18 protein-coding genes are annotated in these 17,147 nt (G+C 66.2%); 13 read left to right on the top strand and 5 right to left on the bottom strand.

The genetic code is table 11. From position 1 onward, the window contains the following. Positions 1 to 522: 522 nt before the first annotated feature. Genes IFT60_RS11165 through IFT60_RS11155 form a run of 3 tightly spaced genes read right to left on the bottom strand, consistent with a single transcriptional unit; the run spans position 523 to position 3,904 of the window. Positions 523 to 1,914: an adenylosuccinate synthetase gene (locus IFT60_RS11165; RefSeq protein WP_197986293.1), complete on the bottom strand. Its 1,392-nt coding sequence runs from the start codon at positions 1,912 to 1,914 to the stop codon at positions 523 to 525. A 2-nt stretch (positions 1,915 to 1,916) separates the two neighbouring features. Continuing rightward, positions 1,917 to 2,831: a hypothetical protein gene (locus tag IFT60_RS11160; protein WP_192052044.1), complete on the bottom strand. Its 915-nt coding sequence runs from the start codon at positions 2,829 to 2,831 to the stop codon at positions 1,917 to 1,919. A 20-nt stretch (positions 2,832 to 2,851) separates the two neighbouring features. Continuing rightward, entirely contained in the window at positions 2,852 to 3,904 is a 1,053-nt protein-coding gene (locus IFT60_RS11155; protein ID WP_192052043.1) for a hypothetical protein, read from the bottom strand. 152 nt (positions 3,905 to 4,056) lie between these two features. Between IFT60_RS11155 and IFT60_RS11150 the strand changes: the two genes are divergently transcribed. Then, positions 4,057 to 4,725 (top strand): NUDIX hydrolase, encoded by a 669-nt coding sequence (locus IFT60_RS11150; RefSeq protein ID WP_229510799.1) that lies wholly within the window; start codon positions 4,057 to 4,059, stop codon positions 4,723 to 4,725. On the opposite strand, the gene IFT60_RS27060 is transcribed toward IFT60_RS11150, so the two are convergent. Further along, the gene (locus IFT60_RS27060) at positions 4,722 to 4,841 is read right to left on the bottom strand and encodes an SWIM zinc finger family protein (RefSeq protein ID WP_374000738.1); all 120 of its coding nucleotides are present in this window, start codon (positions 4,839 to 4,841) and stop codon (positions 4,722 to 4,724) included. The genes IFT60_RS11150 and IFT60_RS27060 overlap by 4 nt on opposite strands. Before the next feature lie 123 nt (positions 4,842 to 4,964). Between IFT60_RS27060 and IFT60_RS11140 the strand changes: the two genes are divergently transcribed. The 3 genes from IFT60_RS11140 to IFT60_RS11130 all read left to right on the top strand — a co-directional run bounded on the left by IFT60_RS11140 (position 4,965) and on the right by IFT60_RS11130 (position 7,782). Further along, positions 4,965 to 5,159, top strand: coding sequence for a hypothetical protein (locus IFT60_RS11140; RefSeq protein WP_192052040.1), 195 nt, complete (start codon positions 4,965 to 4,967; stop codon positions 5,157 to 5,159). Continuing rightward, on the top strand, positions 5,150 to 5,617 hold the full coding sequence (locus IFT60_RS11135; RefSeq protein ID WP_192052039.1) for a PIN domain-containing protein: 468 nt from the start codon (positions 5,150 to 5,152) through the stop codon (positions 5,615 to 5,617). Before IFT60_RS11140 ends, IFT60_RS11135 begins: the two co-directional genes overlap by 10 nt. A 221-nt stretch (positions 5,618 to 5,838) precedes the next feature. Next, positions 5,839 to 7,782: a metallophosphoesterase family protein gene (locus IFT60_RS11130; RefSeq protein ID WP_192052078.1), complete on the top strand. Its 1,944-nt coding sequence runs from the start codon at positions 5,839 to 5,841 to the stop codon at positions 7,780 to 7,782. 196 nt (positions 7,783 to 7,978) lie between these two features. Here IFT60_RS11130 and IFT60_RS11125 read toward each other — a convergent pair whose 3' ends face one another. Beyond that, positions 7,979 to 8,893 (bottom strand): LysR family transcriptional regulator, encoded by a 915-nt coding sequence (locus tag IFT60_RS11125; RefSeq protein WP_192052038.1) that lies wholly within the window; start codon positions 8,891 to 8,893, stop codon positions 7,979 to 7,981. Between the two features lie 102 nt (positions 8,894 to 8,995). Here IFT60_RS11125 and IFT60_RS11120 point away from each other — a divergent pair, with 102 nt between their 5' ends. From IFT60_RS11120 to IFT60_RS11080, 9 genes are read left to right on the top strand one after another with little or no spacing between them, the layout of a single operon-like run. Next, positions 8,996 to 10,105: a muconate/chloromuconate family cycloisomerase gene (locus IFT60_RS11120; RefSeq protein WP_192052037.1), complete on the top strand. Its 1,110-nt coding sequence runs from the start codon at positions 8,996 to 8,998 to the stop codon at positions 10,103 to 10,105. Between the two features lie 22 nt (positions 10,106 to 10,127). Further along, complete coding sequence (gene catC / locus IFT60_RS11115; protein ID WP_192052036.1) at positions 10,128 to 10,418, top strand: muconolactone Delta-isomerase; 291 nt, start codon at positions 10,128 to 10,130, stop codon at positions 10,416 to 10,418. 29 nt (positions 10,419 to 10,447) lie between these two features. Beyond that, the gene (gene catA, locus IFT60_RS11110; protein ID WP_192052035.1) at positions 10,448 to 11,368 is read left to right on the top strand and encodes a catechol 1,2-dioxygenase; all 921 of its coding nucleotides are present in this window, start codon (positions 10,448 to 10,450) and stop codon (positions 11,366 to 11,368) included. A 24-nt stretch (positions 11,369 to 11,392) separates the two neighbouring features. Continuing rightward, the gene (gene benA, locus IFT60_RS11105; protein WP_192052034.1) at positions 11,393 to 12,781 is read left to right on the top strand and encodes a benzoate 1,2-dioxygenase large subunit; all 1,389 of its coding nucleotides are present in this window, start codon (positions 11,393 to 11,395) and stop codon (positions 12,779 to 12,781) included. After that, positions 12,778 to 13,275 (top strand): benzoate 1,2-dioxygenase small subunit, encoded by a 498-nt coding sequence (benB, locus tag IFT60_RS11100; RefSeq protein ID WP_192052033.1) that lies wholly within the window; start codon positions 12,778 to 12,780, stop codon positions 13,273 to 13,275. The genes benA and benB overlap by 4 nt, the downstream gene beginning before the upstream one ends. A gap of 29 nt (positions 13,276 to 13,304) precedes the next feature. Further along, complete coding sequence (gene benC / locus IFT60_RS11095; protein ID WP_192052032.1) at positions 13,305 to 14,324, top strand: benzoate 1,2-dioxygenase electron transfer component BenC; 1,020 nt, start codon at positions 13,305 to 13,307, stop codon at positions 14,322 to 14,324. A gap of 8 nt (positions 14,325 to 14,332) precedes the next feature. Next, positions 14,333 to 15,115: a 1,6-dihydroxycyclohexa-2,4-diene-1-carboxylate dehydrogenase gene (locus IFT60_RS11090; protein ID WP_192052077.1), complete on the top strand. Its 783-nt coding sequence runs from the start codon at positions 14,333 to 14,335 to the stop codon at positions 15,113 to 15,115. A 2-nt stretch (positions 15,116 to 15,117) separates the two neighbouring features. Continuing rightward, positions 15,118 to 15,897 carry a 3-oxoadipate enol-lactonase gene (gene pcaD / locus IFT60_RS11085; protein WP_192052031.1) on the top strand — a complete coding sequence of 260 codons (780 nt, stop codon included), beginning with the start codon at positions 15,118 to 15,120 and terminating at the stop codon, positions 15,895 to 15,897. Positions 15,898 to 15,916: 19 nt separating this feature from the next. Then, complete coding sequence (locus IFT60_RS11080) at positions 15,917 to 17,146, top strand: benzoate/H(+) symporter BenE family transporter (RefSeq protein WP_192052030.1); 1,230 nt, start codon at positions 15,917 to 15,919, stop codon at positions 17,144 to 17,146. The last annotated feature ends 1 nt before the right edge of the window (position 17,147 follow it).

Raw genomic sequence — 17,147 nt, 5'->3', positions numbered from 1 at the left:
ATCCTACAGGCATGAATGTGTGGTAAGCGTTGGATTTTTATTGGTCCACAAGCGCCAAGCTGATCGCTGACGTAGCAGAATAGATGCATTGCCTCGATGGCATGCGAATCCATCTTTCATAACGATGCGAGGTGCTCAATGGCTAAACGCACACCCTCTGCCGCAACCATTCTGGCCCGCACGGCCGGCGGTCCTCATTTTGTCGCAAGTTTTCAAACGCATATGATGCAAGGCGATCATGTCCCCGGCGCCGGCGCGCATTCCGGCCTGCACAGTCTCAATACAGCCGCTGCACAGTATCCGACGCTGGTCCAGACGCTGGTCGCCGCCGACGCCAGGGTTCCCCTCATCCATGCTTCCGATGTCAACCTGAGACCGGGAAAAGCGCCAAAACGTAGTTCATTTTTCCCCGCCACGATGAATTGGGCCGGCATTCACGCTGCCGTTACCGAAGCCTGGCGCGACAACAAGATTTACTCGCCCGACTCGGTGGTGTATGCCGAACTGGCAGCCGCATACAATTTAAGCTGGGTTGGTCTGGCAGCCATCAACGGGTACAAAGTCTGGATCGGCAGCACTCGCCCGGGTACCGCGAATAATCCCATCGAGACCGCGTTCCCGGCAGTGAACCACAAGTTCTTTTGACGACGGATTGGCTGCTGTATTAGCGCGGCTGCAAGCAAGAGGTTTTGCCAGGCGCTCTCGAACGTTGGCAGCGATCTTGACGGCATTTCGGGCCGGCCCCCACGCCGTGTATAAAACACGCGCACCAAGACGTCCCGCCAGATGCGCGGCCAGTACGTCGGGCGCCGCCGTCTTGCGCTCCCCGCTCTCGAAATACGATAGCGCCGGCCCGATCTGGTCCAGGCAGGTGAAAGCCAGGTTCAAGCTCACTGCGACGCTGGGCTGGAGCAGGGCATCGGCGTAGTCGGCGCGCACGGACTGCTCCAGCACGTCCAGGTCGAGATGGGCGAAGCGCAGGTTTCCCTGGAATTCGTTCGGAATGTTGGTGTCGTCGCGAATGCCCGGATAGGGTTTGGCGGGAAGCTCGTTGGCCAATGGGCCGGCGCCATGGCGCGTCAGGTAGGCGCGGCTGACGTAGGTGACGTCGAGCGCGGCGATGCCGGCTTCGGCGGCGACGTCCAGTGCATTGCGGATACCGGTGTGCGACCGCGTCACATACGGGAATGCGCCGCGGTCCTGGTCGAGCAGCAGGCCTTGCGCGCCCTCGAAGACGACGTGCCCGAAATCGGCCAGCAGGCCAGGGCGCGCCAGCTGCGTCGCGCGGGAAAACTGCATGGCGGCGTGGGCATAGTGCTGCAGGGCGCTGTCGCTGGCGAGCCATTCGGCGCTGTGGCCGTCCAGGGCGGCGATGCCGAGGCTGGCCAGGCGCCGCGGCACGTAGCCGCGCCGGATCGCGCCGAGCCGGTGCAGCAGGTAGCCGGCGCCCTGGCGCAGGTCGGCCATCGTCAAGGCGAAATCGGGGTCGAGATTGCGCTCGATGGTCTCGCCGATGCCCATGCCGCAACTGCCGTGGCGGCCCTTGCCGCGGTGGCGCTCGACGGCCTGGTTGATGAGGATGTCGTAGAGCGTCGACAGCGGCGCCCGTTCATCCACGAACACGCGTGGCGGCGCGGGCAGGATGGCCGCTTCCTTGAAAAACAGCGCCGGGTTGCACACGAAGTGGCGCGACAGGAAGGTGGCTGCGCCGGCCAGCGCGCCGCTGCCGACGTGCGAGAACACATGGCGCCTGCCGCCGGGCGTAACAACGGTATGGCCGGCCTGGGCGCCGCCGTTGAAGCGCACCACGATGCCGTCCTCTCCCGCCGGGGCGACGTGGTAGTCGGTCATCAAGCCCTTGCCTTCGTCGCCGTAGTTGGCGCCGATGACGGCGTTCGCGGTTCGCTGCATCATCGTCAGAACCGCACCAGGCCGAGCAGTTTCCTGGCCGGGCTGGCCGGCAGCGCCCCGAGCGCATGCGCGACCACCACCGAGGTGTCGCCCGACCAGCTCTTCGCCACCGTGTCGCGGTCGCGCCCCTCGTTGACTTCGATCGCCGAGACCACGACTTCGGCCAGCCGGCGGTAATCTTTGAGCCGCAGCACGCGCTGCCCGAGCAGGGCGTTCCACTTCTTCAGCACCTTCGGCAGGTAGGCGCGCGCATGGTTGCCTTCCTCGACCACGACGTGGAACACGTGGTACATGCGCGAGACCAGCGTCAGCAGTTCATGCACCGACAGGTCGCGCTGCAGCGAGTCGCCGAAGACGGCCCGCGCGTGCGAGGCCAGCAGTTCTTCCGGCGGTTCCTCGTCGCCGACGGTGAACAGGTAGCCCTTCTTGTTGCGCTTTTCGAAGCAGTCGATCTGCGTGTGCTGGGCGGCGAAATACCAGGGCAGGTGATAGCCCTCATGGCTGTTGCCGCCGCCGCCTTTCTCCAGCCAGATCATCTTGAGCTGGTCGGCGATGCGGATATCGGCTTCGAACTGCGTGGTCTGCAGCGGCGCCGCGTCGCAGTAGGAGTCGCCGACGCCGCAGGCGAGGATGTGCGGATCGGACACCGGTTTGCGCTTGAGGATTTCCTCGACCAGCGTGCCCAGTCCCTCGCGCGCCATCGTGTCGGCGATCACGCCCATCGAGCCGGTCACGTCCAGCGCGATGATGATCGCGTTCGACGCCGGATTGGCGAGCGAGTCGCGCGACTCGCGATTGACCCCGTACGGATTCAGGGTCGGGTGCATGCCCGACGAGGTAAAGATTTCTTCGGTGCGTTTGCCGACCGTCGCCTTGGAGGCCCGTTTCCAGTCGTCCGCATCCCAACGCATTCCACCCATGGTGTTCTCCTAAATAGATGTCACTGATAGATATCGCTTTGTGTGAGCGGCAGTTCGGCGAAGCGACGTGCGCCGAAACTGTCATGCAGGACCTGGGTACGCCAGGTCCGGTATTCTTCGATGGGATCGTTCGACGCGGGCAGCCGCAGCCAATCGGTCATGGCGGCCCTGGCGCCGCTTTCCCGTGCCAGGCGCATGCCGCTGATGTCACCCAGCAGCTCGCGGCCAATCGCGCGTACCAGCTCCAAGTCGGTGCGGATGTCGGCCTGCCGCATATCGAGCAGGTCGTGCGGCGCCCACTCGAGCGTGCGTGCCGGCGCCGCGGCCATGCGCTCGCCGTTGCGCGCGGCATACCACCAGCCGCCCAGCACGGCCACGCTGTGTTCGACCGGCGAGATGAAGCAGGTATCGGGCGATAAGGCGTTGTGGGTGATGCCCGCGTACTGGAAATAGCAGCACAGGTTCAGGAGCGCGCTGACCACCCAGGCGACGTGGCGCGGGTCCATGCGCCCGCCGAAGTGGTCAAGCACGTCGCGCAGCAGCAGGAGCTCGGGCGCCTTGCGCATGACGACGACATACGCGGTCCCGGTCTGGAAGGCGCCGGCGAAAGGGAAGGCCGGCAGGTGGCGCGCAATCTGTTCGCGCATGCCGGCGTCGGCGTAGCGCAGGTCCCTGATCGTGCGCTCGGCACGCCCGACCAGGTCGGCATGGGCAGCGTCGACCTCGAAAGCGACGACGCTCGCGGCCACATACATGCCGCCCAGCTCGAAGCGGTGGCGGCGCAGGTAATTGATCTCCCAGGCCTTGCCATCGATCGCGGCAAACCGCAGCGTGCCGCCGCAGGGCCAGTCGCCGAGCGCAATCCGTTCCGCCGCTTGATCGAACATGCGTCCGATATGCTGGAACACGGCCAGCGCGTCCGCATCGGCACTGCGGTCCGGATGCCACCGCATCGCCAGCAGGCGGTAGGCTTTCTTGACGTCCTCGATGCCGCCTTGGAACAGGCGCTCGGGCTGGTCCTCGGGAATCGCCAGCAATGCGGCGGCAGACAGGCTTGCAAGGTCAGTGATCATGCTCGTTTCCTCCATCGATAAGGCCATCGTAGCATGTTTCGCGTAAAATGCAACTAACAACAAACAAAAATTGGACCATGAAAATTCTGTCCTGTGTGCAACTACGTCAAGCTATCGTATGATCCTGACGTTAATGTCTGCTGACAATGATCATGAATCAATATGAAGACCCGCTGGCGCTGGTCGATGTGGCGCTTTTCACCATCCAGGAAGGGCGCCTGTCGCTGCTGCTTGCCACGCGCAAGAACCCGGACGAGCCGTATTGCGGTGCGCTGGCGCTGCCGGGCGGCGTCATCCATACGGACGAGGACGAGGATGCGCAGGCGGCGGCGCGGCGCGTCGTGCGCACCAAGCTCGGCTTCGATCCGCCTTACCTGGAGCAGCTCTACACCTTCTCCGGCCGCCTGCGCGACCCGCGCCGCTGGTCGCTGTCGGTCGCCTATTACTCGCTGGTGCCGGAAGGCGTGCTCGCCGAAACGCGTATCGCAGGGCTGGAATTCGTGGCGGCCGACAGCATCCCGCAACTGCCGTTCGACCACAATGCCATTGCCGACATGGCCATTCGCCGCCTGCGCAACAAGTCGACCTATTCGTCGCTGCTGACCTTCCTCCTGCCGCCGGCGTTCACGATTCCCGAACTGCATGCGGTGTACGAACAGGTGACCGGTTCGGCGACCAACATCGCCGCGTTTCGCAAGAAGGTGCTGGACGAGGACATCATCGAGCCGACCGGCGAGCGGCGCACAGGGGGGCAGCACCGGGCGCCGGATCTGTACCGGCGCAAGGGGAGTGGGGTGCAGGAGTTGAAGCGGACGATTTAGGGGGCCTGCGAAACCTGTTGCTTGCCCGGATGGGAGCAGTCTCGTCGACTTGGCCATACGCCTTTAACAGCAATCGCATGGTGGCATGGATATTTCCTCCTGCAACTACAGTCCATAACAGCAGCATAGCAGCGGGCATCTTCTGCTTTTGTCAACACAGCCTGGGGCCACAACCACAGTCCGAAGCGAATGCGCTAAACTGGTTGCATTGACCATATTTGAGCAAGGGAGGGTGTGATATGAACCCCATCATCAAAGAAGGCACGACCGGCGAATCGATCGAAACAGCCCCGCGTCCCGAAGAAGCGCTGGCCCAGGCGCGCGCGCGCCGCCTGGCTGCGCTGAAGGCAGCAGAGGGTATGTGGGCAGACCGGACGGACATCCCTTTGGACGGCGTCAAGGCCCAGGAGCAACTGAGGGCTGAATGGCACTGATCCTGTTTGACACCAACATCTTCATCGACATGCTTGGTGGCTGCAAGCAGGCGACCACCGAGCTTTCCAGCTATGACTTCCCCGCCATTAGTGCAGTGACCTACATGGAACTGCTCGCCGGCGCCATCGTCAGACCGAATGAAAAACCCATCCTCTACGTGCTGCTGGCCGAGTTCCAGGTCATCCAGATCGACCAGATGGTGATGGAGCGTGCGATCGAGATTCGCGGTACAAGCCTCGTCACCGGTCCCAGGATAAAGCTGCCTGATGCGATCATCGGTGCGACTGCTGCAACCTACAGAATGCCCATTGTCACCCGCAACCCAAAGGACTTTCAGTGGGAGGGCATCGACGTGCATGTTCCGTACGACTACGATTCCACCACCGGGGCGGTCACGAACGTGCGCCCCACGTTCACCGCGTTCAGGCCGAGGCCGACGCTTACCCGCATCAGGTAGGCAGGCTCAAAAGGCCTTGGCCAAGGAAGATTTCCACGGCGTGTTCTTTCACGATCGACAGACTGCTTCGGCGAAAAGCGGGCGTTGAGCAAAGCGCAATCGCGAATGTGCAGCGGCTGAAGACCTATCTCCAGGCAGGCCTCTGCTACACTGATTCGTTCACTCAACCAGCATAGCGCACCCGATTGATCCAGACTCCCGCTCCCGAGGACTTGCCGCCCGTGCTTGCCGGTCCTGTCCTGCGCCGCCTCGAACCGGGCCGCCTGGTGCTGTGGCTGGTTGGCAGCGCGCAGCTCGACCTGACGCTGGTATTGGCGCCGGGGGACGGCGCGCCGCGGCGGCTGGCGCTGGATGCGCGCAACTGTCGGGTTGTGCGCATCGGCCGCCACGCCTGCGTCCACCTGATCGACGTCGTGCTGCCGGAAGCGCTGCCGCAGGACACGCTCATCGAGTACGACCTGCTGGTCGCGCAAGGCGATGGCACCGCGGCCGGCATCGCGCACTGGGCGCCACATCTGCTGCATGCCGGGGCGACGCGGCCGAACTTCGTCCTGCGCAGCCGCAGCGACAATATCCTGTTCGGCTCGTGCCGCAAGCCGCATCATCCCGCGCCGGACGGCCTGGCGCGCGCCGACGCCCTGCTGGCCGACCATCTCGAACGCGCCGACGAGCGGCCCGCCATGCTCATGCTGTGCGGCGACCAGGTGTATGCCGACGACGTCGCCGGGCCGATGCTGGCGGCGATCCATGCGCTGATCCGGCGCCTGGGCCTGTATGCCGAATGCCTGGACGGCGCGGTGGTCGACGACAGCGAGGCGCTCTACCGCCACCCGGCCAGTTACTACCGGCGCGAAGAGCTGCTGCCTGCGTTCAGGTCCAACGACGCGCTGCGCGACCGCTTCTTCGGCGGCAGCGAAAAGCCGATCTTCACCACCGCGAATGCGCACAACCACCTGGTGACCCTGGCCGAGATGATGGCCATGTACCTGCTGGTCTGGTCGCCGCTGCCATGGCGGCTGGTGGCGGATGCGCCGGCGCCGCCGCTGGCGCCGAAATACGCCGAGCGCTGGCGGCGCGAGTCACAAGCGCTGGCCGGTTTCCGCCGCGACCTGCCGCGCGCCGCGCGCCTGCTGGCGCACGTGCAGACCCTGATGATCTTCGACGACCACGACATCACCGACGACTGGAACCTGTCGGCCAAATGGGAAAGCACCGCCTACGGGCACCCGTTCTCGCGCCGCATCGTCGGCAATGCGCTGATCGCCTACATGCTGTGCCAGGGCTGGGGCAACCGCCCCGACGTGTTCGCGGCGGTGCTGGACGACATGACGGCGCTGGCCGCCACCGCGCAACGTGACGATCGCCTGGACACGCCGCTGCAGGACGCGCTGGTCAAGCGCCTGCTGTCCTTTCGCCAGTGGGATTTCGTCGTCCGCACGCAGCCCACGGTGATCGTGCTCGACACCCGTACCCGGCGCTGGCGCAACCGGCGCCGGCCCGGCCATCCGTCGGGCCTGATGGATTGGGAATCGCTGACCGAGCTGCAGCACGCGCTGCTGGACGAAACCGCCGCCGTCATCGTCTCGCCGGCGCCGATGTTCGGGGTCAAGCTGATCGAGGTGGTGCAGCGGCTGGCCACCTTCGCCGGCCTGGCCCTGATGGTCGACGCCGAGAACTGGATGGCGCACCGCGGCGCGGCCAGCAGCATGCTCAATATCTTCCGCCATTCGCGCACCCCGGCCAATTACGTGATCCTGTCCGGCGACGTGCACTATTCGTTCGCGTACGACGTGGAGGTGCGCGAGTCGGACAGCACGCCGCACATCTGGCAGATCACCAGCAGCGGCATCAAGAACGAATTCCCGCCGCGCCTGCTCGAATGGCTCGACCGCCTCAACCGCTGGCTGTACTCGCCGCGCTCGCCGCTGAACTGGTTCACCCAGCGCCGCGACCTGGCCATCACGCCACGCCTGCCCGACCGGCGCCAGCAGGGCGAGCGCGTCTGGAACGGCGCCGGCATCGGCCAGGTGTGGCTCGACGCCCAAGGCCGGCCGCTGCGCATCGTGCAGCACAACGCCGACGGCGGGCCATCGACCCGTATGCTGGCGCCGGAGCAGGATGCATCGCCTTCAACCGCTGCCGAGCAGCCCGCGCGCAAGCACTAAGAGCCTATCCCAGTAGCCCGGAGTCGCCGCGAGCGCGCCTGACAAGCGGGGTGCTGCGTTGCTCGTCAGCGCATTGGAAAATTCATGGCCCGCCATGCGCCATCCTCGCGCCTTGCCCGCGCTTGCCATGCATCGCCTACGCGCATGTCACTCGCACCTTCGCCCGGTCTACTGGGATAGGCTCTGACGCATTCGTCTACAACACCTGCTTCACGTGCGCGATCCCCAGTTCGTCGTAAATCTCGTAGATCACCTCCAGCATGTTGCTCAGTTCCGGCGAGCGGTCCATGTGGCGCGTGCTGAAGATGATCGGTGACACCGCGCGCAGGTCGTCGAGCGGGCGGTAGACGACGTCGGTGCGGATCATGCCTTGCAGGCTTTGCGGCACCACGGCGATGCCCTGGCCGGCGCCGACCAGGCCGATGGCGATCTGCAGTTCGCGCACTTCCTGCACGGTTTGCGGCACCAGGTTGCGTTCCTTGAAGGTCGCCAGCACCTGGTCGGCGAAGCTCGGGCGCGGGTGCTTGGGGTAGACCAGCAGCGTCTCCTGCGCCACCTGCGACAGCGTGAGCGGACCGTCGACCGTGCTCAGGCGATGGCCCACCGGCAGCGCCACGATCAGCGCTTCCTCGCGCAGCACGATGCGGCGGATGGCGGAATCCTCGCTTTTCAGGCGGCCGAAACCGACGTCGATCCGGCCTTCCTTGAGCGCCTCCAGCTGCTCCATCGTGGTCAGCTCATGGAAGGTGATTTCCAGCGACTGGTAGCGGTTGCGAAAGCGCCGCACGATTTCCGGCAGCAGGCCATACAGGGTCGAGGCGACGAAACCGATCGCGAACTTGCGGTCGATCTTGCCGACGCGCTGGGTCATCGCCTTCAGGTCGGCCGCCTTGTCCAGCAGTTCCTGCGCGTGCGCGTGGAAGAACTTGCCGGCCTCGGTCAGGCGCAAGGGGCGCGAGCCCTTTTCGATCAGCACCACACCCAACTCTTCTTCGAGCTGCTGGATCTGGCGCGATAGCGGCGGCTGCGCGATGTGCAGGCGCTCGGCCGCGCGCGTGAAGTTCTTCTCGTCGGCAACGGCGACGAAATAGCGCAGGTGGCGCAATTCCATGTTCATACCTCCAGGGTATCGAAGTGATACTAAATCGGTGTTGGACCGGGGTCGCCAACGGGCATATCGTGTATTCGTCTTCACACATTATACGAACCGAATATGATCCGCGAAATCGAAACCACGCTCGTCGACGTCCCGACCATCCGGCCGCACAAGCTGTCGGTCGCGACCATGAACACGCAGACCCTGGTGCTGGTGCGCGTCCTGTGCGACGACGGCATCGAAGGTTGGGGCGAAGCCACCACCATCGGCGGCCTGAACTACGGCGAGGAAAGCCCGGAGAGCATCAAGGCGAACGTCGACGCCCACATCGCGCCGCTCATCCTCGGCATGCACGCCGCCGGGGTCGCCGCCGTGATGCACAAGCTGCGCAAGACGATCCAGGGCAACCGCTTCGCCAAGTGCGCCATCGAGACCGCGCTGCTCGACGCGCACGGCCAGCGCCTGGGCCTGCCGCTCTCCGAGCTGCTCGGCGGGCGCGTGCGCGACACGCTGCCGGTGGCCTGGACCCTGGCCAGCGGCGACACCGCCAAGGACATCCTGGAAGCCGAGACCATGCTGGAACGGCGCCGCCACCGCATCTTCAAACTCAAGATCGGCGCACGCAGCCTGCAGCAGGACGTCGAGCACGTGCTTGCGATCAAGCGCGCCCTCGGCGACCGCGCCAGCGTGCGGGTCGACGTCAACGGGGCCTGGAGCGAACTCGAGGCCGTGCGCGGCATCGCCCAGCTGGAGGAAGGCGGCATCGACCTGGTCGAGCAGCCGGTGGCGGCCGCCAACCGCGCCGCGCTGCGCCGCCTCGCCGCACGTTTCGACGTCGCCGTCATGGCCGACGAGGCGCTGCATGGCCCGTTCGATGCCTTCGAGATCGCCCGCAACGACGGCGCCGACGTCTTCGCGGTGAAGATCGCCCAGTCCGGCGGCCTGTTCCCGGCGCAGCAGGTCGCCACCGTCGCCCAGCTCGCCGGCATCGGCCTGTACGGCGGCACGATGCTCGAGGGCGGCGTCGGCACCGCGGCCACCGCGCACCTGTGTTCCACCTTCCCCTCGCTGGCCTGGGACACCGAACTGTTCGGCCCCTTGCTGCTGACCGAGGAAGTGCTGGAAGAACCACTGGTCTACCGCGACTTCGGGCTGCAGGTGCCCTCCAGGCCGGGCTTGGGCGTGCGCGTCGACGCCGCCAAGCTGCGCCGCATGCGCCGCAAATGAGTTCAGAGCAAAGGAGATACCAATGCTGTTCCACGTAACCATGGAAGTCCAGCTGCCGCCCGGCATGCCGCCGGCGCAGGCCGATGCACTCAAGCTGGAAGAAAAGGCGCTCGCGCAGCGCCTGCAGGAAGAGGGCAGTTGGCGCCACCTGTGGCGCGTCGCCGGCCGCTACGCCAACGTCAGCATTTTCGACGTGCCCGGCAACGAGGAGCTGCACGCGCTCTTGCTGTCGCTGCCGCTGTTCCCCTACATGCGCATCGAGGTGACACCCCTGTGCCGGCATCCATCTTCGACCCGCGCCGGCGATCTTTGACCTTTCAACATGACATCAGGAGACAAAAAATGAACCATCAAGACATCGACAACCTGGCCAAGCAATGGATCGTCGACGCCGCCGACCGCCCGGCCAACCCGCGCGTGCAAGCCATCGTGCTGCGCCTGGTCGCCGACCTGTGCAAGGCGATGGAAGACCTCGACATCCAGCCGAGCGAGTTCTGGAAGGGCGTCGAATTCCTCACCACCGCCGGCAAGAACAACGAACTCGGCCTCTTGATGCCGGGCCTGGGGCTGGAGCGCTTCATGGACATCCGTGCCGACGAAGCCGAGGCGCGCGCCGGCATCGAAGGCGGCACGCCGCGCACCATCGAGGGTCCGCTCTACGTGGCCGGCGCGCCGGAATGCCAGGGCTTCGCGCGCCTCGACGACGGCACCGAATCCGGCCAGGCGCAAACCCTGTTCATGCAGGGCACCGTGTTCGACGCCGACGGCAAGCCGGTCGCGGGCGCGAAGGTCGAAGTCTGGCACGCCAACCTGATGGGGAATTACTCCTTTTTCGACGCGACCCAGTCGCATTTCAACCTGCGCCGCACCATCGTGACCGATGAGCAGGGCCGCTATGGCTTCCAGTCGATCATGCCCAAGGGGTACGGCTGTCCGCCGGGCGGCAGCACCGCCACGCTGCTCGAGCAGCTGGGCCGCCACGGCCAGCGTCCGGCCCACATCCACTTCTTTGTGAGCGCTCCCGGCCAGCGCAAGCTGACCACGCAGATCAACATCGACGGCGACGAATACCTGTGGGACGACTTCGCCTTTGCCAGCCGCGAGGGATTGGTGCCGCCGGTGATGCTGGTCGAGGATGCCGCCGCGCTGGCCGCGCGCGGCCAGGACAAGCCGTTCGCCTCGATCGATTTCGATTTCCACCTGCACCGCGAAGCCGCGCAAGTGCCTTCCGCCCAGGTCGAGCGCATGCGCGCCGCCGCCTGAATCCAGGCTCGAGAGGAGACCATCATGATTCCGATTCATCCCGCGCCCGCACGCAGATCTGCCGCCGGCATCGACCTCGATGCGCTGCTGGTGGAAAACAACGACACCGGCGACCACCGCCTGCACCGCAGCGCCTTCACCGACCCGGCCCTGTTCGAACTCGAGATGAAGCACATCTTCGAGGGGAACTGGATCTACATGGCGCACGAGAGCCAGGTCCCGAACAACAACGACTACTACACGCTGCACATGGGCCGCCAGCCGGTCTTCATCGCGCGCAACCGCCAGGGCGAACTGAACGCCTTCGTGAATGCCTGCAGCCACCGCGGCGCCCAGCTGTGCCGCCTCAAGCGCGGCAACAAGGCGACCTATACCTGTCCGTTCCACGGCTGGACCTTCAACAACAGCGGCAAGCTGCTGAAAGTGAAGGATCCGGAAGACGCCGGCTATCCGGATTGCTTCAACAAGGAAGGCTCGCACGACCTCAAGAAGATCGCGCGCTTCGCCAACTACAAGGGCTTCCTGTTCGGCAGCCTGAATCCCGACGTACCGCCGCTCGACGAATTCCTGGGCGAGGCCGGCAAGATCATCGACATGATCGTCAACCAGTCGCCCGACGGCCTGGAAGTGCTGCGCGGCGCCTCGACCTATACCTTCGAGGGCAACTGGAAGCTTCAGGCGGAAAACGGCGCCGACGGCTACCACGTCTCGGCGGTGCACTGGAACTATGCGGCGACGACCAATCGGCGCAAGGAACAGGCGGCCGAGCGCGAGGACAAGATCCGCGCCATGGATGCCGGCAAGTGGGGGCGCCAGGGCGGTGGTTTCTACGCTTTCGACCACGGCCACATGCTGCTCTGGACGCGCTGGGCCAATCCCGAAGACCGGCCCAACTACCCGCGCCACGCCGAGTATGCGGCGCAGTACGGCAAGCCGACCGCGGACTGGATGGTCGAGCGCTCGCGTAACCTGTGCCTGTACCCGAACGTCTACCTGATGGACCAGTTCGGGTCGCAGATCCGCCTGCTGCGCCCGATCTCGGTCGACAAGACCGAAGTGACGATCTACTGCATCGCGCCGAAGGGCGAATCCGACGAGGCACGTGCGCGCCGCATCCGCCAGTACGAAGACTTCTTCAACGTCAGCGGCATGGCCACGCCCGACGACCTGGAAGAATTCCGCGCCTGCCAGGCCGGCTATGCCGGCGGTGCGGCCGCCTGGAACGACATGTGCCGCGGCGCCACCCACTGGATCCAGGGGCCGGACGAAGCGGCGCGCGAAATCGGCCTGGCGCCGGTGCTGAGCGGCGAGCGCACCGAGGACGAAGGCCTGTACACGGTGCAGCACCGCTACTGGCTCGACGTGATGCGCAAGGCCCAGGCCGCCGGGACGGCAGGAGGGGAACAATCATGAACGCCATCGACATCCACCAGGTCGCCGCCTTCCTCTACCGCGAGGCGCGCCTGCTCGACGACGAAGCGTGGGACGAGTGGCTCGATTGCTACCACCCGGACGCGCAGTTCTGGATGCCGTCCTGGGACGACGACGGCAAGCTGGTGAGCGACCCGCAGCGCGAGATCTCGCTGATCTACTACCCGACGCGCCAGGGCCTGGAAGACCGCGTGTTCCGCATCAAGACCGAGCGCTCGAGCGCCACCGTGCCCGACACGCGTACCAGCCACAACATCGCCAACGTCGAGATCGAACAGCAGGAGGGCGGCACGGTCACGGTGCGCTTCAACTGGCACACGCTGAGCCACCGCTACAAGACCGATTTTTCCTACTTCGGCATGTCGCGCTACGTCATCGACTTCGGCGCCGGCGCGGAACAGCCGCGCATCCTGGACAAGTACGTCGTCCTCAAGAACGACTACATCCACCAGGTGATCGACGTGTATCACATCTAAAGTACATTCAAGCAGCCAGGAGACGCATCATGAGCTACCACATCGCCCTGCAGTTCGAAGACGGGATCACCCGCTTCATCGCCTGCAACGACAAGGAAACCCTGTCCGACGCCGCCTACCGCCAGCGCGTCAACATCCCGCTCGACTGCCGCGATGGCGCCTGCGGTACTTGCCGCGCGCATTGCGAATCGGGCCGTTACGACATGCCGGAATCGAGCTACATCGAAGACGCGCTCGAAGCGGACGATGCCGCCAGAGGCTTCGTGCTGGCCTGCCAGATGCGTCCGACCTCCGATTGCGTGGTCAAGATCCTGGCGACTTCGCAAGCCTGCAAGTCCGGCGCCCACAGTTACCAAGGCACGATCGCCGCCGTCGAACAGTTCTCGCCCTCGACCATCCGCTTCGCCATCGACATGGAAGAGGGCGCGGCGCCGGGCTTCCTGCCCGGCCAGTACGTGAACGTGCAGGTGCCGGGCACCGAACTGACGCGTTCCTACTCGTTCAGCTCGGCCCCCGGCGCCGGCCGCGTCGAATTCGTGGTGCGCAACGTACCCAACGGGCGCATGAGCGATTACCTCGCCAACCGAGCCGGCGCGGGCGACGCCGTCACCTTCCTCGGTCCCTTCGGCAGCTTTTATCTGCGCCCGGTCGCGCGGCCGGTGCTGTTCCTCGCCGGCGGCACCGGCATCGCGCCTTTCCTGTCGATGCTGCGCAGCCTGGACGCGGGCGGCTTCGCGCACCCGGTGCGGCTGGTCTACGCGGTCACCAACGACTGCGACCTGATCGGACTCGATGAACTCGCGCGCATCGCCGCGGCGCATCCGAATTTCAGCTACGTCACCTGCGTGGCGGCGCCCGACAGCGCGCATCCGCGCAAGGGCTATGCCACCGCCCACGTGGAGCCGGGCTGGATGAACGGTGGCGAGGTCGACGTCTACCTGTGCGGCCCGCCGCCGATGGTCGATGCGGTGCGCGCCTGGCTGCAGGAGACCGGCGTGAATCCCCCCAGTTTCCATTACGAGAAGTTCTCACCAAATGCAGGAGCATAAACATGAGCATGGACCGCAGACGTTTTGAAGACAAGGTCGTCGTCGTCACCGGCGCGGCCCAGGGCATCGGGCGCGGCGTGGCATTGGCGGCGGCGCGCGAGGGTGCGCAGCTGGTATTGGCCGACCGCGCGCAGGTGCTGGAGGAAACCGGCGCCGAGGCGCAGGCGCTGGGCGCGCTGGTGACGCTGGCGCAGGTCGACCTCGAAACCTGGGCCGGCGCGCACGCGCTGGTGGAGACGGCCTTGCACGCCTTCGGCCGCATCGACGTGCTGGTGAATAACGTCGGCGGCACCATCTGGGCCAAGCCCTACCAGGAATACGAGGAAGCGCAGATCGAGGCCGAAATCAGGCGCTCGCTGTTTCCGACCCTGTGGTGCTGCCGTGCGGTGCTGCCGACCATGATCGCCCGGCGCGGCGGCGCGATCGTGAATGTCTCCTCGGTCGCCACGCGCGGCATCCACCGCATTCCGTATTCGGCGGCCAAGGGCGGCGTGAATGCGCTTACCGCCAGCCTCGCCTTCGAGCACGCCCGGGACGGCATCCGCGTGAATGCGGTCGCCACCGGCGGCACCGAAGCGCCGCCGCGCGTGGTGCCGCGCAACCCGCATCCCTTGAGCGAGCAGGAGCAAACCTGGTACCAGGGCATCGTCGACCAGACCATCGCCTCGAGCCCCATGCATCGCTACGGCAGCATCGACGAGCAGGTGGCGGCGATCCTGTTCCTGGCCTCGAACGAAGCGTCCTACATCACCGGCACCGTGCTGCCGGTTGGTGGCGGCGACCAGGGGTGAGCATGGCGCGCATTCCTGTCAACGGCATCACCCTGAACGTACGCTGCGACGGCGAGCGTAGCCGCCCGGCCGTGCTGCTGTCGAATTCGCTCGGCACCGACCTGTCGATGTGGGACGCGCAAGTGGCCGTGCTGGCGACGCGCTTTTACGTGGTGCGCTACGACACGCGCGGACATGGCGGATCGAGCAGCCCGTCCGGACCGTACACGGTCGCCCAGCTCGGCGCCGACGCGCTCGGCCTGCTCGATCACCTCGACATCGAACGCGCGCACGTGCTCGGCCTGTCGATGGGCGGCGTCGTCGCCCAGTGGCTGGCCATCCATGCGCCGGGGCGCGTGCACAAGCTGGTGCTGGCGAATACGGCGGCGCAGATCGGCACCCGTGAAGCCTGGCTGGCGCGGGCGGCGGCGGTGCGCGCGGGCGGCATGCACGACATCGCCGCGGGTTCGCCGGCGCGCTGGTTCACGCCCGGTTTCGTGGCGCGCCAGCCGGTCGTCGTCGGCACCATGCAAAAGACCGTGCGCGCGCTCGACCCGGAAGGGTATGCGGCCTGCTGCGAAGCGCTGGGCGCGGCCGACCTGAGCGCGGACCTGGGCCGCATCGGCGCCGCCACGCTGGTGATCGCCGGCGCCGACGATCCGGTGACCACGGTCGCCGATGCACGGGCACTGGCCGGCGCCGTCAAACGCGCGCAGCTGGCCACGCTGCCGGCGTCGCACCTGTCGAACGTCGAGGCGCCGGACCGGTTCAGCGACGCCGTGGTTTCCTTCCTGCTGGCCTGAAGCGCAACCGGAGAAGAAGATGCTACAGACGCGTTACGACACAAAAGTGCTTGCCGGCGCCGGCGGCCGCTCCTGGGCCGACTGGTCGGTATCGAGCGTCAGCGCCGGCTTCCTCGCGGTGCTGGTGTCGTTCACCGGGCCCCTGGCCATTTTCTACCAGGCGGCGCAGGCGGCGCGGGTCGACAGCGCCGCCTTTGCTTCCTGGGTCTGGGGTATCTCGATCGGCGCCGCCGTCTCCGGCATCGTCCTGAGCTGGATGCTGCGCGCGCCCATCATCACGGCCTGGTCGGCGCCCGGCACCGCCTTGCTGATCACGCTGTTTCCGGGTTTGTCGCTGAACGAAGCGGTCGGCGCCTACCTGACCGCCGCCGTGATACTGCTGGCGATCGGCCTCTCGGGCAGCTTCGACCGGCTGATGGCGCAGGTGCCGCGCGGCGTCGCCAGCGGCATGATGGCGGGCATCCTGCTGCCGTTCGGCCTGGACGCGTTCCGCGCCACCGCCACGCTGCCGCTGCTGGCCTGCGGCATGATCCTGGCCTACCTCGTGTGCCGGCGCTGGGCGGCGCGCTACAGCGTCATGCTGTTGCTGGTCGTCGGCGTGGCGCTGGCGCTGCTGCTCGACGCCACCCATTTCTCAAGCGTCACGCTGCAGCTGGTGGCGCCACAAGTCATTGCGCCGGCCTGGTCGTGGTCGAGCACCTTCAGCCTGGCGCTGCCGCTGGTGCTGGTCACGCTCGCCGGCCAGTACCTGCCGGGCATGGCGGTGCTGAAAACCTCCGGTTACGACGTCAACGTGCGTCCCATTATGACCATTGGCAGCCTGGCCTCGCTGGCGGTGGCGGTCAGCGGCGGGATCACCATCGCAATCGCCGCCATCACGGCCGCCATGTGCACCGGCCCGGATGCTCACGAAGATCCGCGCCGGCGCTACGTGGCCGGCCTCGCCAACGGCGTCTTCTACCTGCTGGCCGGCCTGTGCGGCGGCTCGATCGTGATGCTGTTCGGGGCCTTGCCGAAGGAACTGGTGGTCACGCTGGCGGGCCTGGCGCTGGTCGGGCCGATCGCGGCCAACCTGGCCGGCGTCGTCGCCGCCGACGATCACCGCGAAGCGGCCGTCATCACTTTCCTCGCCACCGCATCCGGCATGCGCTTCCTCGGCTTCGGCTCGGCCTTCTGGGGCATCGTCATCGGCATGCTGGCCTGGTGGATCCTGCATGGAAGGAGGGCGCCAAGACAGCCAGCCAATTAGG

This window comes from Massilia sp. CFBP 13721 (assembly GCF_014842025.1).
GTDB lineage: Bacteria > Pseudomonadota > Gammaproteobacteria > Burkholderiales > Burkholderiaceae_D > Telluria.
The sequence above is the reverse complement of the archived record's forward strand: the minus strand, read 5'-3'. Positions and strand labels throughout refer to the sequence as shown.